General features: G+C 67.4%; 9 protein-coding genes. 3 read left to right on the top strand and 6 right to left on the bottom strand.

Annotated features, from left to right (window positions below; translation table 11 throughout):
- Positions 1-468 (bottom strand): transposase family protein (locus ACWDKQ_RS31625; RefSeq protein WP_450142433.1); only part of this gene is annotated, 468 nt, incomplete at its 3' end.
- 928 nt (positions 469-1,396) lie between these two features.
- Between ACWDKQ_RS31625 and ACWDKQ_RS31620 the strand changes: the two genes are divergently transcribed.
- Both ACWDKQ_RS31620 and ACWDKQ_RS31615 read left to right on the top strand, forming a co-directional pair.
- Complete coding sequence (locus tag ACWDKQ_RS31620; protein WP_450142432.1) at positions 1,397-1,609, top strand: hypothetical protein; 213 nt, start codon at positions 1,397-1,399, stop codon at positions 1,607-1,609.
- Positions 1,599-1,901 carry a DUF6262 family protein gene (locus ACWDKQ_RS31615; protein WP_450142431.1) on the top strand — a complete coding sequence of 101 codons (303 nt, stop codon included), beginning with the start codon at positions 1,599-1,601 and terminating at the stop codon, positions 1,899-1,901. The genes ACWDKQ_RS31620 and ACWDKQ_RS31615 overlap by 11 nt, the downstream gene beginning before the upstream one ends.
- A 259-nt stretch (positions 1,902-2,160) precedes the next feature.
- Here ACWDKQ_RS31615 and ACWDKQ_RS31610 read toward each other — a convergent pair whose 3' ends face one another.
- Genes ACWDKQ_RS31610 through ACWDKQ_RS31590 form a run of 5 tightly spaced genes read right to left on the bottom strand, consistent with a single transcriptional unit; the run spans position 2,161 to position 14,413 of the window.
- A complete protein-coding gene (locus ACWDKQ_RS31610; protein ID WP_450142430.1) occupies positions 2,161-3,909 on the bottom strand; it encodes a class I adenylate-forming enzyme family protein in 1,749 nt (582 codons plus the stop codon).
- Between the two features lie 28 nt (positions 3,910-3,937).
- Positions 3,938-4,798 (bottom strand): alpha/beta fold hydrolase, encoded by an 861-nt coding sequence (locus ACWDKQ_RS31605; protein WP_450142429.1) that lies wholly within the window; start codon positions 4,796-4,798, stop codon positions 3,938-3,940.
- On the bottom strand, positions 4,798-12,342 hold the full coding sequence (locus ACWDKQ_RS31600) for an SDR family NAD(P)-dependent oxidoreductase (protein WP_450142428.1): 7,545 nt from the start codon (positions 12,340-12,342) through the stop codon (positions 4,798-4,800). Before ACWDKQ_RS31600 ends, ACWDKQ_RS31605 begins: the two co-directional genes overlap by 1 nt.
- A complete protein-coding gene (locus tag ACWDKQ_RS31595) occupies positions 12,339-13,334 on the bottom strand; it encodes a hypothetical protein (protein WP_450142427.1) in 996 nt (331 codons plus the stop codon). Before ACWDKQ_RS31595 ends, ACWDKQ_RS31600 begins: the two co-directional genes overlap by 4 nt.
- Before the next feature lie 23 nt (positions 13,335-13,357).
- Positions 13,358-14,413: an NAD(P)H-dependent flavin oxidoreductase gene (locus ACWDKQ_RS31590; protein WP_450142426.1), complete on the bottom strand. Its 1,056-nt coding sequence runs from the start codon at positions 14,411-14,413 to the stop codon at positions 13,358-13,360.
- Between the two features lie 867 nt (positions 14,414-15,280).
- On the opposite strand from ACWDKQ_RS31590, the gene ACWDKQ_RS31585 reads away from it, so the two are divergent.
- Positions 15,281-15,480, top strand: a 200-nt coding sequence (locus ACWDKQ_RS31585) for a hypothetical protein (protein ID WP_450142425.1), incomplete at its 3' end; no start/stop codon positions are given.

The raw sequence follows: 15,480 nt of genomic DNA, 5'->3' as shown, positions 1-15,480 counted from the left end.
GTGCATGGAGCCGGGCAACGGTATGGACACGGCCAGCAGGCCGCCATCGGTGTCGGCAGCGACCTGGATGTTGAGTCCCGCGCGGCGGCGTTTGCCGGAGTAGTTGTCCTCGTGACCAGCACGGTTGCCGGTCGGCACATCGGTTCCGTCGACCAGGACGAGCCGACCACGAATGGCTTCCTCGAGGTCTGGAACATGCAGGCACAACGCCTCTCCGATCAGCGGCAGTATGCCCCGATAGACCCTCGATACGGTCGGCTGGCTAAGTCCGAATAGATCGCCCACAGCCGCCTGATTCAAATTCTGCCGGACATACACCAGGGTGAGCACCACCGCGCGATACAGTCCCACCACCGGAGGCGACAGTTGTTCCTCACGACACTGGACGATTTGCCAGACACGGACGACGAGCTCCTCGATCTGGTCTGCAGCAAGCCCCGTAGTAGACTGGTAACGTAACGGCTCCACCTGTAAATCGTGTTCTTTGGTCGGAAAACGATCTTACTAGGTCGGGGCCGTTGCCCTATTGTCCGGTATTCAAACCGCCAGAATAATGCTCCAAATAGATCGCCCACAGCCGCCTGATTCAAATTCTGCCGGACATACACCAGGGTGAGCACCACCGCGCGATACAGTCCCACCACCGGAGGCCACACTTGTTCCTCACGACACTGGACAATTTGCCAGACGCGGACAACGAGCTCCTCGATCTGGTCCGCAGCAAGCCCCGTAGTAGACTGGTAACGCAACGGCTCCACCTGTAAATCGTGTTCTTTGGTCGGAAAACGATCTTACTAGGTCGGGGCCGTTGCCCTATTGTCCGGTATTCAAACCGCCAGAATAATGCTCTATGTATCGCAGCCTGGGGCACCTGTCAAGTACGGATGGACATCTTCGTCAGCGCGGAGCGTCCACAAATTCCTTGAGGATCGGTGTCGCGAGTCTCCCGATTGGCACAGCCGAGAAGACCTCGCTAGACGAGCAATTCAGATCGCGTACACACAAGGCGTCTGTGGCGATCGCAATGACCCACGCACGATAAGGGCATGGAACCGAGCCTTCACCTATGGCGATGTACCTGACCCGGCGGAATGGTTCGCTGAAATCTATATGGATTGCGATCTATCTTCTACATTTGGAGGACCCGAGGAAGTTCATGATCGTGTCCTCATAGGGGCACCGCTATGGATTCGCACGCCCTCGCCTCAAGCTATTCGCCTGTACGCCGACTACCAAGAAGGTGAACTGGATAACGCCGAAGAGGCAAAGCTAAGACGGAAAAGGAGATCGACATCACCTCAAAGCTACTTCGGAGAAAAGCTCCAGAAAGGTAATTTGCTATCCACTTCCCCTCGTGCAGCAATGCCCGCACGCCAACTCGTGCCTGACCTGCCCAATGTTCCTCACCACTGCGGAGTTCCTGCCCCAGCACCGGGCTCACCGGCAGCAAACACTGGAGATCATCTCCGCCGCCGAAGCGCGCGGTCAGCTCCGGCAGGTCGAGATGAACCGGCAGGTCGCCGACAACCTCGACAAGATCATCACCACGCTGGAAGACCACAGCGACGACAACAGTGACCACTCCGGGGGGCGAGCGGATGCGTGCTGACAACACCGGCCATCTAATCGATGCCGCCCGGCGGCGCCGTGAACTGACCCGAGCCAAAGCCATACAAACCATACGGGAGCTCGACCGCGTCGGCACCCCGGTCACGTTCGAAACCGTCGCCCGCGTCAGCGGAGTCTCTCGTTCCTGGCTCTACGCCCAAGACGACATCCGCGCCGAGATCCAACGCCTACGTGACGCCACCCAACAAGCGCCTGCAATCGATCCCCGCCAACCAGCGAGCCTCCGACGACTCCCTGCGGCAACGGTTGCAAGCAGCCCAAGACCGCAATAAGCGGCTCGCAGAAGAGAACGCGCGACTCCGGCGACAACTCGCGCACGCCCTCGGCGACCAGCGCGCCTCACCAACCCGCTGACCGACCCCACCCATCCAGCAGCCGCGATTCGATAACGAACCCCGCCAAGCCAACCACCCAGAACAACCCTGGGCTGATGCGTTAACGACACCGTACGATGCGCACACATCCGACACTCTGCGGCATCACGAACGGCAAACGTGGAGTCTGGGCGAGGCTGCCGGTTCATCGGCAAACTCAGTCCGAAACCAGGTCAGAGTGCGCTGCGCTTGGCGTTTCTAGCATCTCCGGTCCGCTCTCACCGCGCCCCGCGAAGCGGTCCCACGCCGAGGCCTTCGAGAATTCCCGCACTATCCGAGCCCGGTCCATCTTGCCGTTGGACAAGCGCGGAAGGTGATCGGCGGACAACTTCAGGTACCGGGGCAGCTTCCGGGCGGACAGATGCTCGGCCGCCGCGGTGAGCAGATCCCCAGGATCGACCGCCGAGCGGGTCATCACGACCGCGGCCACCTCTTCGGACCGGATCTCGTCCGCGACACCGAACACGATTGCCTCCACCGCCGCCGAGTGCGTCAACAGGGCGTCCACGACCTCATCGGGGCTGATGTTCTCCCCCGAGCGCTTGATCATGTTGCTTCTGCGCCCCAGGAAGTACACGGACCCGTCCTCGCGCACGACCCCCTCATCCCCGGACCTGACCCACCCGTCGACGAGCGTTCGCGCGCTCGCACCCGGATCACGTAGGTACTCGAGCATGACGTGCGGATGTCGCAACCGGATCTCACCGACCGCGCCACGCGGCAGGCGCTCGCCGTCCGGGCTGAACATCGCCACTTCCACATCGGGCATGGGGGTGCCGACGTAGCCGGGTTCGCGTCCGCGAGCCGCCCCCGGCGCACTGCCGGTGGCCATCGCTCCGGTCTCCGTCATGCCCCACACAGTGGCCAGTTCGACCCCGAACCGCGTGGCGAACCCCTCGTTCCAGGCGTGCGTGATCACCAGCCGCAGGTCGGACTCCCCCGGGCCGGGCGCGTCGTGTTCCGCCTCGGTCAGGAGATTGAGGTGGGTGGGAAAGAGGATGGAACAGGTGGCCCCGAACCGCTCGACCTGCCGCCAGAAAACCGCGGGACTGAACCTGTCCACCAGCGCCAGCCCACCGCCTGCGGCCACCGCCATCGCGGGGGCGACCAGTGCTCCGACCGCGTGCGCGAGCGTGAGGGGCAGGAAGTACACGTCCTCACCGGTGAAGCCGAAGTGCTCGGCGAACCCGGCCCCGGAGGAGACGAAGGCACCCGCGCCCAGCACCACTCCTTTCGGCCTTCCACTGCTGCCGGAGGTGTAGAGCACCATTGCCGGCGAGCGTGCGTCGTGGCCATCGATCGGCTGGAAGTCCAGCGGCTCGCGCGATTCCCAATCCTCGAACGTCGAACCGGCCGCCGGAGGAGGTTCGGCGTCCGGCCCGCGTCCACGGAGGGGCTCGCGCACCCCTCCACGCGGCTCCGGCACCGCCGGGCCGGTCACGATGTGCCGCACGCGTCCACGGAGGGGCTCGCGCACCCCTCCACGCGGCTCCGGCACCGCCGGGCCGGTCACGATGTGCCGCACGCGGGAGAACTCCTGGATGCGGGGCAGCAGGGTGGCCGTCGCGGGACCGTCAATCAGCAGCACTTCGGCACGGCTGTGCTCGATCTGGTGGCGCAGCTCCTCGAACGCGAGATCGCACTGCAACGGCACCGCGACTGCCCCGAGCTGCATCAGCGCGATGTGCACCAGCAGTGCCCTCGGCGTGTTCCGCATCCCGACCAGAACGGCGGCTCCCGGTCCTACCCCAAGCTCCGCCAGCGCGGCAGCGTAGCGGGCCTTCGCCTCGTCGAACTCGGCGTAGGTCCACACTCCCTGTTCGCAGCGCAGGAACAGCTTGCCGGGCGTCTGCTGGACGCGCCAGTTCCACAACTCCCGCCCCGTCGAGATGTGCGTCGGGACCATCAACGACCTCCCTTGGCCGGCCCTGCCTTCAACTCCGCGCATCGAGGAATCTCGTGATCAGATCGGCGACGGGTCCGGCGTTCTCCATGTGCAGGTGGTGGCTGCCGGGAAGCGTCACGTGCCGCAGGTCGGGGACGGTGGCGATCCGGCGCGGGTAGTAGTCCTCCACCAGAGCCGTCCGGGACGCACTGACCAACAGCGTCGGTGCCGTGATGGCGCGGATGAACGCCAGCACCTGGTCCTCGCTGAACGTGCGCACCGGCGGGTACTTGATCCGCGGATCGGTGCGCCAGGCGTACCCGTCACCGGCCTCGATGAGATCCCGCTCGACCAGCTTTTCGGCTGTGTCGAGCAGGATGTCGGCGAGCTGGACCCGTGCTCGCACGGCCTGCTCCACGCTGCGGTACCGCGGCGGCTCCTTGCCGTCCAGGTAGGTGCGCAGGTAGCGGACGACCGTCGAGCGCGTTTCCTCCGCCGAGACCGCGGCCGGACCCAGCGCGTCGATGAGCACCAGCTTGCTCACCTTCTCCGGGTGCAGCCCGGCGACCACCGTGGACAGCGAGCCGCCCATGGAATGACCGATGAGCTGGAACGTGCTCCATCCCTGGACTTGGGCGAACTCGAGGATCGCCGCCACGTAGTCGAGGTAGTTGCAGGTCGACGAGCCGATCGGGTCCGACCAGCCGTGCCCCGGCAGGTCGATGGCCGTGAGGTCGAGATCGCCGGCCCGCTCGAAGAACGGTGCGAAGCTCGCGCAGTTGTCCAGCACCCCGTGCAGGCACAGGGTGGGCGGGCCGCTGGCACCGCCGCTGTGCCAGCCGCGCACCGTCAACCCCGACTTGGGCAACCAGACCTCGATCTCGGTGCGGTTGAGCTCGGCGCTTCGCATCAGGCCACCTCGGCCGTCGCGGTCGCGGCGTTCGCCGGTGCGAGTCGCTCGCCGAGCTGCCCCACGAGCTGACGGATGCTGGGGCCCTTCATCAGTTCCATGATCGTCACCTTCACCCCGAGCTCACGCTCGATCCAGCCGCTGATCTCGACCGCGAGTAGCGAGTCGAGGTAGTCCATCAGCGGCATGTCGTCGTCCAGCGAGTCGAGCGGAATGCCCAGGACCGTGGCCACCCGCCCGCGCAGCCGCTCCGCGAGCACCGCTTCGAGCTCGTCGGCGGAAAGCAACTCCACGAGCTGCTTGAGCGAACCAGCGCTCTCGGTCAGTTCCCGACGACCGCCGCTGTCGCGGACGTTTTCGTACCGGGACTGTTCCTGCACGCTTTGCCCGTGGTGCTGGAAGAACCGCGGCCAGTCCATCGGCAGGACCGCGACTTGGGCCGAGGAAGTCCCGAGTACGGACCGCAGCGCATCGAATCCGTCGGTGATCCCGAACGAGCGCATCCCGGTGGCTTCCACATGCCTGCGGACGTCCTCGCGGTCGGCGACGTACCCGGCATCGGCGACCGCGCCCCAGTTGATCGCCAGTGCGGGGCGGCCTCTGCGGCGCAGAGCGTCCGCGAGGTGGTCCAGGTAGGCGTTGGCCGCGGCGTAGTTCGCCTGGCCGACGTTGCCGACGAACGAGGTGGCCGACGAGAACAGCACGAACGCGTCGAGCGGGATCGCCTCGGTGAGCTCGTGCAGGTTCCACGCACCAAGCGCCTTCGGTTCCACGACTGACGACCAGCGCTGCGGAGTCATTCCGGTCAGCACGGCGTCGTCGAGGACCATGACCGAGTGCAGCACACCGCGCAGCGGCGGCATCTCCGCGGTGATGTGGTCCAGCAGTTCCCGGACCTGCTCGCGACTGGTCACGTCCACGGCTGCGGTGTGGACGTGCACGCCGCGCGCCCGCAACGTCTCGACCCGCTCGGCGGCCGCCTCGCCGGGCACCCCCGAGCGGCCGACGAGCACCAGGTGCCCGGCCCCCGCGTCGGCCAGCGATTCAGCCATCGCCATGCCGACGCCGCCGAAACCACCGGTGATCAGCCACGTCCCACCGGACACCTCGACGGGCTCGCGCGGCACCTGCACCAGTTGGTCGCGGTGGTCGATCACCACGACCGCCTTGCCGATGTTGCGTCCCGCTGCCAGCCGGCGGAACGCGGCGCTGGTCTGGCCGGAACCGAAAATCCGGTACGGCAGCGGTTGGAGCTCGCCAGAAGCGAGCCGCCCCAGCAGGTCCTCCAGCTCGGCACGCACCTTGGCCGGCCGGTCCAGGAGCATCTGCCGCAGGTCAAGGCTGAAGTACGCGAGGTTGCGCGCGAAGGACCGCAAGCCGAGCTTATGGTCGCCGGCCTGGTCGCGTTTGCCGATCTCCACGAAGCGCCCGTACGAAGCCAGGCACGCCAGGTTCCGGGAGGCCATCCCGGAACCGGAGGCGCTGAGGACGACGTCGACCCCCACCCCCGCGGTGGTGGCCCGGACTTCCTCGGCGAACTGCCCGGAGCGCGAGTCGAAGACGTGCTCGATGCCCAGCGAGCGCAGCAGCTCCCGCTTCTCCTGCGTGCCCGCGGTGGCGAAGACCTCCGCGCCGAGCATCCGGGCGATCTGCACAGCGGCCAGACCGGTACCACCGGCTGCGGAATGGATGAGCACCCGCTCGCCCGGTTCCAGTCGAGCCAGCCGCCGCAAGGCGATCGAGGCCGTCAGGAACACGATCGGCGAGCCGGCCGCTTGCTCGAAGCCGAGACCATCCGGCAGGGGGACGACCGTGCCCGCGTCCAGCGTCAGGTGCGAAGCGAGGGCGCCCTGGGCGCTTTTCATCGCCACCACCCGGTCGCCGACCGACAGGTCTGTAACCCCGGGACCGACGGCGCTCACGGTGCCGGCGCATTCGATCCCGAACCGGTAGTCGGTGGCGCTGTCGAGCTGGGGGACCTGGCCCAGGGCGAGCATCACGTCCAGGAAGTTGACTCCTGCCGCGGCCACCTCGATCTCGACCTGGCCGTGACCAGGCTCGTCCCGCCGTACCGCCGTGTAGGCGAGACCGTCGAGCGATCCCGGTCCCGAGGCGGTCAGGCGGAAACCCTCGGCCGGGGACAGCTCGCTCGCCCGGACCGGCGCGCACAACGACTCGGCGGGCAGCGACCGGACCCGACGAACGAACCGCTCACCGGCGCGCAGCACGATCTCGCGCTCACCGTCCTCGCGGCACAACTCCGCCCACAGCGCATCGGCCTGCTCCGGTCCGTCCCGGTCATCGAGGTCGATCGCGGTGCACGCGGTTTCGGGCAGCTCCAGCCCGGCCACCAGCGCCAGGCCCCAGGCATCCGCTCCAGCGGGGCGGGGGCGGTCGTTGCCGAACGCGTGCGCGCCCCTGGTCACCAGGTGCAGTCTCGGCCAACGACCGTCCGTCACCCGCTTCAGCGCCTGCAGCAGATCGACGGCGATGGTCCCGCTTCGCCGCATCGTCTCCTGCAGCGACTCGCCAGTGGTCTCGTCGAGCACAGGTCCGGAACCCCACAGCACCACGACACGCTCGATCGCACGTCCGGCCAGCAGGGGCTCCCAGTCTTCGGGGTGACCGACCCGGACGTCCTCCGGGGATTCGGCGGTGCCGCTCCGCGGGCGCACGACCAGCGGGCTCCCACCCGCAGCCCTGATCCTCCCGGCCAGTTCGCCGGCAAGTCCGTAGTCGTCGTCGACCACCAGCCACGCGCCGGACACCACCGGCGGTGCGGGCTCCTCCCCCTCCGGTGCGCTCGGCGACCGGCCCAGCACGACCGTCTGCCCGCCGGCGCCCGACGACGTGGCGTCGCCGATCGTGAGCACGTCCCGGAAACCTGCGCCAAGCAGCGTCTCCTCCCACTTGGCGGCGCTGATGAGCGGTCCCTCAGGCCGGAGGTTGAGGTCTCGGAAGGACCACCAGCCGGAGAGCAGCCCGAAGGTCAGGTCCAGCCACCGGTTGCCCGGGGTGGCTTCGACGAACGCCAGCACGCCCTCCGGAGCGAGCAGGCTGCGAAGCCGCGTCAACGAGGCGCGCAGGTCGCCGGTGGCGTGCACGACGTTGGCCGCCAGCACCAGGTCGAACGAGCCCGCGGCGAAGCCCTGCCCCTGGAGGTCGTGCTCCAGATCCAGCGTTGCGAAGTCCACGAAACCGGTGCTGGCGAAACGATCCTTCGCCTTCTCCAGGAAGGCGGGGGACACATCGGTGAAGGTGTACTCGCACCGGTCGGCGGGCAGGATCGGCAGCACGCTGCTGGTGAGACCGCCGGTACCGGCGCCCACCTCCAACACGCGCAGCGTGCGCGCCTGGTCGGCCTCGCCCAACAGGGCTCGAAGCGCCTCGCCCAAGGCCGCGTTCCCGTAGCGGCTGAGCGGCGCGGTCTCGTAGATGGGAGCGATCCGCTCGTCGCCGCCGTCACCGAACATCAGCTCGAGCGGGTCAGCGGTTCCGGTCAGGACCGCGTGCAGGTTGCGTCCAGTCTGTCGCACCAGCAGGAGTTCCCAGATGCGAGCGGGATGCCCGGCAAGCAACTCGCCCCACTTCGCAGCGGGGTCGCAGTCGCGGATCTTGACGATCTCGTAAGTGCCGAAATCCTCGCGCAGCACCCCGTCCTCGACCAGGAAGCCGAGGTAGCGCTCCCAAGCCTGGTGATGCTCCTGGCGCAGGCCGACGCAGTCGGCGATGGAGAAGCGCTGCCCCTCGTCGCGTCGGACACCGAACTCCGCCAGGGCGAGCCACACGTAATCCGCGCACAGTTGGTGCACACCGAGCTGATACTGCTCGTCGACGGCACCCGCGGGCAGCGCCGCCCGCACCTCGGGCTGCTCCAGCCGCGCGGCCAGATCGTCTCGACGCAGCCGGAGCACCCCCGGCAGCGCCGACGCGGATCGGGCGTCCCGATCGGAGATCCAGTGCAGTTCGTGGAAGTCGTCCTGGATTCCGTTCCCGGTGGAAACGGGCTGCCACACCACCTTGCCGCGCAGCGCGGTGTAGTCGGCCACGACGTTGCCATCGTCGTCGGTCACCCGGATGTCGACGCAGAGTCCGCCTGAATCGTGCTTGCGGGACTTGCTGTGGCACCACAGCGGCAGGTTGATCTCGTCTGCCACCCAGACCTCCTCGATGCCGGTCGGCAGGAACGAGAACGGCAGCAACTCGCCGGGGCGCTCCGGGGAGGAATGCAGGATCGCGCTCTGGAAGCAGGCGTCCAGCACCGCGGGGTGGAACAGGTAGCCGCCCGTGCTCCGCCGCAGCACCCGCGGCGTCTCGATGCGGGCCAGTGCCTCGCCGTCGGCCGTGTGCAGGGACGAGATGCCGCAGAACGCCGGACCGTACACGTAGCCCTTGTCGCGGAAGGTGCCGTAGACCTCCAGCGGCGTGTGGCGTTCGGTGCACCGCTGACGCACTTCTTCCAGGTCCACCACCCCGCGAGGTCCCGAGGGCGCCGGGAAGTACCGGCCCCGGGCGGCCCTGGTCCAGATCGAGCCCCGGACCGGGCGGTGGTGGAACTCGAAGGTCCTGGCGTCCTCGTCAAGCTCCAGCCTGGTGATCTGCCGTTCCTCCGGGTCCAGCACGCAAGCCCGCTCGAACTCCACGTACTCCAGCGCGCAGCTCTCACCGACGAGCTCCCCAGCGGCGCCCAGCACCGCCTCGACATAGGCGGCACCGGGGACGATCACCGAACCGAGCACGTCGTGCTCCTTGACCCAGGAGAGCCGGTGGTCGTCCCACTTGATCTCCCAAGTGGGATGCGCGGCGTCGACGCGCTTGAGCATCGGGTGCAGCTGCTTGCCGGACCGGTAGGCGAGGGAGGTCTCGCTCTCGTTCCAGTAGCGCTCCTCGACCCAGGGGTTCACCGGCAGGCCGAGCGCGGGAACGCGCGTACCGTAACGACGCCGCCAGTCCACCGGAGCCCCCGAAGTGGCCAGCTCGGCGAAAGCGCCGAGGAAGGTGTCCCAGTCGTCTTTCTTCCGCGCCAGTGACGAGACCGCGACGACGTCCGCGCCGGCGGAGTCGGTGATCTCCTTCAGCGAGTTGATCAGAACCGGGTGCGGGCTCAGCTCGACGAAGCAGTCGATGCCGTCCTCCAGCATCGACCGGATCGCCGGCTCGAACAGCACCGGCTGGCGGAAGTTGCTCCACCAGTACTCGGTGGACAGCCCCGCGCCCGTGACGGCCTTGCCCGTGGCGGTCGAGTACATGGGGACGTCCCCGTCCATGCCCCGGACACCCTCCAGTCCGGCCAGGAGCCGCTCGCGCAGCGGATCCATGTCGCTGCTGTGGCAGGCGCAGTTGACCCGCAGGACCCGCGCGAAGACACCCTGCTCCTTGAGCTCGGCTTCGAGTTGCCTGAGCAGCGGCAGGCGGCCCGACAAAGTGGATGCAACCGGGCTGTTCTCGGCCGCCAGCCAAAGCTCATCGTGCTTGTCACAGAGCGCGAGGGCTTCGGACTTCGACATCGAGACGTACATCATGCCGCCGGTTTCGTCGGCGTCCTCCTGGATGCGCGCCCGGCGGCAGATGATCTTCAATGCCGTCGCCAGGTCGATAGCGCCGCAGACGTGCGCGGCGGCGATCTCGCCCATGCTGTGCCCGCAGACACCGTCGGGAACGATGCCCCAGGACTTCCACAGCTCGGCGAGGGCCACCTGCACCGCGAACATCGTCGGCTGCAAGCAGTTGGTCCGCTGCACCGGAGAGGTCTCCTCGTCCGGCGCGAGCAGTGCTTCCCTGATCGACCAGTCGACGAAGTCCTTGGCCACCCGGTCGCATTCCTCGATCGTGGCGGCGAACACCGGGCTGGTCTCGATCAGCGTGCGGGCCATCGCGAACCACTGCGGTCCCTGTCCGTTGAACAGGAATCCGATCTTGCCGGTGCGGGTGCCGCGCACGTGCCCGGGAAACACTCCAGCACTGCCCTCCCCAGCGGCGAACGCCCGCAGCTTCTCCGTGGCCTCGGCCGCGTCGCGCGCCAGCACCGCGACCCGGTGCGGGTGCTCGCTTCGCCGCAGCGCGAGGTTCGCGCACAGCAGTTCCAGCTGCGGAGCGTCTTGTTCCAGCAGCCGCGCATACCGGAGCGCGAGCTCCCTCAACGCGTGTTCGCTGCGGGCATTGAGGACGAGCACGGACGGGGCTGCGCGGGAAGGCTTCGTCGGCTCAGGGGGTACCTGCTTCGGTTCCACCTCGGCCAGCACCACGTTCGCGTTCGTGCCGCCGAAGCCGAACGAGTTCACACTGGCGATCGCCCTGTCGTACCGCTGCGGCCAGGGGCGCATCTCCGTAGGCACGTCGATCCGCATTCCGCGGAAGTCGATGGACGGGTTGGGCGCGTCGAAGTGCAGGCTGGCCGGGATGCTGCGGTGCTTGACCGCCAGCACCGCCTTCAGCAGGCCCGCGATGCCCGCGGCAGCCTCCAGGTGGCCGATGTTGGTCTTGATCGACCCGATGTATGCCACGTCATCCTCGGCGCGACCGTCGCCGAGCACGCGGCCGAGCGCTTCGGCTTCCAGCGGATCGCCGACCGGGGTGCCGGTGCCGTGCGCCTCGACGTAGCCGACAGCGTCGCCGGAAAGACCGGCACCGGCCAGCGCGATCCGGAAGTTCTCCTCCTGTGCCCGCCCGTTGGGCACGGTGATGCCCTGGGTCCTGCCGTCCTGGTTGACCGCGGAACCGAGGATGACCGCGTGGACGCGGTCGCGGTCGCGCCGCGCGGCGCTCAACTTCTTGAGCACCACCACTCCGGCGCCCTCGCCACGCACGTAGCCGTCGGCGGCCGCGGCGAAGGCCCGCGAACGCGCCTGCGGCGAGAGCATGGACGCCTGGCTCAGCGCGATCCCGAACTGCGGCGTCAGCATCAGGTTGACCCCGCCGGCCAGCGCGAGATCGCTTTCGCCGTTCAGCAGGCTCTTCACCGCCAAGTGCACGGCGACCAGCGACGATGAACACGCGGTGTCGACCGTCATGCTCGGCCCGCGCAGGTCCAGCGCGTAGGACAGCCGGTTCGAGACGATGCTCATGAACGTGCCGGTCGCCGAGTGCGCACCGGCCCCCTCCACCTCGGCCGCGGACAGCTGAAGACCGCCGTAGTCCTGGCTGCAAGCACCCATGAACACAGCCGCGCTGGTTCCGGCCAGGCTCTCCGGCGGCACACCGGCATCCTCCAGCGCTTCCCAACCGACCTGGAGCAGCAGCCGCTGCTGGGGGTCCATCTGCTCGGCTACCCGGCCCGAGATGCCGAAGAAGCCCGCGTCGAAACCGTTGGCGCTCTCCAGGAAACCGCCTTCCCGGGCGTTCATCCGACCGGGCTGCTGCGAGCTCGGAGCGTAGTAGGTGTCGGCGTCCCAGCGGTCAGCCGGCACGGGGACGATCGCGTCCCGCTCATCGGAGAGCAACTGCCACAGCGAGACCGCGTCGACGACGCCGCCGGGGAGCCGACAGCCGATTCCGACGATCGCGATGGGCTCCGCCGTACCGTGATCCGGGTATGCCTCGGTCATTGCGCCGCCTCCCTGCGCGTTAGCTGGTCGAGCAGGACGAGCACCTGAGAAGTGGCGAACACATCCTGAAGAGCACGGAATTCCTGGTAGCTGTCGGTGTCGGGGTAGGGATAGGGGCCGCCGCTCCAGCAACCGTCGGCGCGCTGGCGCGGCAGCAACCAGCTCAGGCCCTTGCGCACGGCCGGATCGTCGAGGCCGGCACCGGCGCACACCAGTGTCCGCAACGCGAGAACGCTCTGGAGTTCGGCTGAGATCGTGGAGCTGAAACCCGGCACCTCGCCGTACCAGTACCCGTCCCGGTTCTGGTCGGACAGAGTGAAGTCCCGGATCGCGGCGACCGCCGAATGGCAGCCGTAGGCGGCAAGAGCCTCCGTCGCCGGTCTGGCCAGGTAGTAGTGGGTGTTGTAGTAGAACCAGTTGATGCCGAAATCGCCGGCCCTCGTCTGCTCCTTCGCCAGGAAGTCGAGGGCCTCGTCGAGGTACATCGGCTCCACGTCGAGGTCGTGCAGTGCCATCAACGCGAAGCCGGTCACCGAGGACGTCGTCTGGAAAGCCCTGGGAACGTGCGGGTGCACTTCGGACCACGCCCCCGCGGGTGACTGCCGCGTACGGAGGTAACGCGCCTTCTCGGTCGCTTCCTCGCGGTAACCCAGAAGCATCAGTGCCGAGATGTACTCGCTGCTGGTCTCGGTGCAGAATTCCGCAGGCGAAACCTCCAGTTCTCCCCAGCTGATCATGCCGTTGGGCTTTTCAAGACCCTTCAGGTAGGCCAGCACCCGGCCCACACGCGCGTCGTCCCAATCCGGCGACACGTCCGTCCAGATCGCGATCGCCTTGAGCGCGTTGACCGTGTCCCAGTACTTGAGCAGCTTAGCCGTCGGGTAGCGGACGATCGACGCGTCCGGAATGGCTCCGTCGGCCAACTGGCAATCACCGAAATAACGCAGCGCGGCGGCGATCCGCGACGTCAGCTCCGCATCATCGCGCTTCAACGGGAATCTGAACCCGGCGGGGCTCATCGCACCACGAGACGCTGCACACCGGCCAGCGCCTGCTCGGCTTCAGCGGCCACCTGCCGCACGATCTCGGCCGCGGGAAGCACCTCGGTCACCCGGCCGATCCCCTGGCCGCCCACCATCATGCCGCTGTCCATATCGCCTTCCAGCGCTCCCCGGCGCATGGCGGCACCCTCGATGCGCATCCGCTCGAAGTGCGGGGTCCGGTTCCCCTCGAGCCGGCGAACCTCCTCGGTGAAACCGTTCTTGATGAACCGGGCCGGTCCGAAGAACGCCGGCACGATCTCGGTGTCGGTCTCGTGCGCTGCGACGATGTACTTCTTGTTCGCCTCGTTGTACTCCGACTCCTCCGAGGCCAGGAACCGCGTTCCCATGTAGCCCATCTGAGCTCCCAGGACCATCGCCCCGGCCAGCGCGGTGCCGTCGACGACCCCGCCCGCGCACAGCACCGGAATATCCACCGCCGCGACGATCGAGGGAACCAGCACGAACGTGTTCACCGGCTCATGCCCCACGTGGCCGGCCGCCTCGAACCCCGTGGCGATCACCGCGTCCATGCCCTCGCGTTGCGCGGTCAGCGCGTGGCGCACGTTGGACACCGCGTGGAAGTGCAGCATTCCCGACTCGCGGAACCGGTCGTTCATGCCGTACATCGACGGATGCCCGCCCGAGGTGGTGAGCACGCGCAGTTGGTCACGCACCCGCGGATCATGCTCACGCTCCTGCAGGATCGCTTCGAGCACCGCAGGGGCGTCGGGCTGCTCCTGCGCGACGCGGACGTTGATCGCGAGCGGCTTGGAGGTCAGCGAAACGGCGAGCCGGATCCCCTCCCGGACCTGCTCGACGACCTCGTTCACCAGGCTGGACAATTCGTCCCCGCTGATGCCAGGCCGTTCCAGCACGATCGCGGGGTGCGCGATCGTGCCAAGCGCGCCCGCTTCGGAGATCGCCGCGGCCAGACGAGCCAGAGTTATCGGTCCGATGCCGCCCATGCCGGACTGCATGAACGGGTACCTGATGCCGATCCGGTCGGCCAACGGGGACGATATAGGCACTACTACTCCCGAGCTCTCACTTCCACGAACACCAACGCTTCACCCGGCACGCACGGAAAACAGCGCGCACCAAGCCGCAGCCCAATTATTTCCGAGACAGCGGCGATCAAGCGGAATGACCAATGAGAACGAAATCTTGCCGCAGCAAACGAATTCCGTCAGCGCGATAGCGCGAACGAACAGTCGTGTTCCCCACCGCCCAGGATCCAGGGCATCAAATAAGTCGCGTTCGATAATCGATTGATCACATCGACGAAGGCTAGAACACCGCGCCGAAGCGGAGCCGACCGTGGAACTTTTTTACCACCAACTTTGCCCATCCGGTCAGCGGTCAACCGCTGACCGGATGATGGGGTAGCCGTACATCTCGCGGTGTGAGCAACGTTTTGGGTCCTGACCAGCGCTGACGTAGCCCCGGCGCGGGCTGGTCGTTGGCAAGGCGTCACCCTCTTTGTCAGGCTGAGACACCCCGAGTGGACTCGATCCGGCGGCTACTGCGGGTGCTGCCGGGCGCCGGGGTCGCCTCGTTACTGGACCCCAGCCCCGAATCCTGGATGGCCTACCTCGGGACTCCACCGAGCGCGGCCATATCGAGCGCCGATTCCTGCTCGACGCGATCGGTTACCTGCATGATCTCGCCGACCACGCCAGCTGGGACACCGAGTTCCCGCGCGATGTCTGGCTGCTGCGCAGGCTCAGGTTACCCGGCCGCGACACCCGCTTCCGGTTCACCGGGATCGAGCCGGCCTGGTTACTGAGGTTTCGCAGTTTTGTGGGGGGTGTGCGGCGTGGCGGCGTGATCATGGCCTGGAGATGGGGGAAGCATCGGCGTTCCTTGTAACCACCCGTTGTCCGGGAGATTCGCCGATGCTTCCTGTGGGAACCGTACCGTGGTGTTTGCTGTCTGTGCTGGAGGGGGTGCGTTCGGTGTTCACCGCGCCGACGTTCGCCACGTTCGCCCTCGTTGGTGACCGGTCTGCTGGCGGCCACGGGTTCCCGGACGACGGGGATGTGGAGCGCGGCGGGTCTGGCGGGACGGTTCCATCACGCGCGGGCGCACCGGTTTT

It is taken from the genome of Saccharopolyspora sp. NPDC000995, from assembly GCF_053599315.1.
This window is presented reverse-complemented; position numbering and strand designations above follow the sequence as displayed.

Excerpts from the sequence above, each read along its gene's own strand:
- ACWDKQ_RS31620 (WP_450142432.1), top strand. The coding sequence starts at position 1,397 with ATGTTCCTCACCACTGCGGAGTTCCTGCCCCAGCACCGGGCTCACCGG.
- ACWDKQ_RS31615 (WP_450142431.1), top strand. The coding sequence starts at position 1,599 with ATGCGTGCTGACAACACCGGCCATCTAATCGATGCCGCCCGGCGGCGC.
- ACWDKQ_RS31610 (WP_450142430.1), bottom strand. The coding sequence starts at position 3,909 with ATGGTCCCGACGCACATCTCGACGGGGCGGGAGTTGTGGAACTGGCGC.
- ACWDKQ_RS31605 (WP_450142429.1), bottom strand. The coding sequence starts at position 4,798 with ATGCGAAGCGCCGAGCTCAACCGCACCGAGATCGAGGTCTGGTTGCCC.
- ACWDKQ_RS31600 (WP_450142428.1), bottom strand. The coding sequence starts at position 12,342 with ATGACCGAGGCATACCCGGATCACGGTACGGCGGAGCCCATCGCGATC.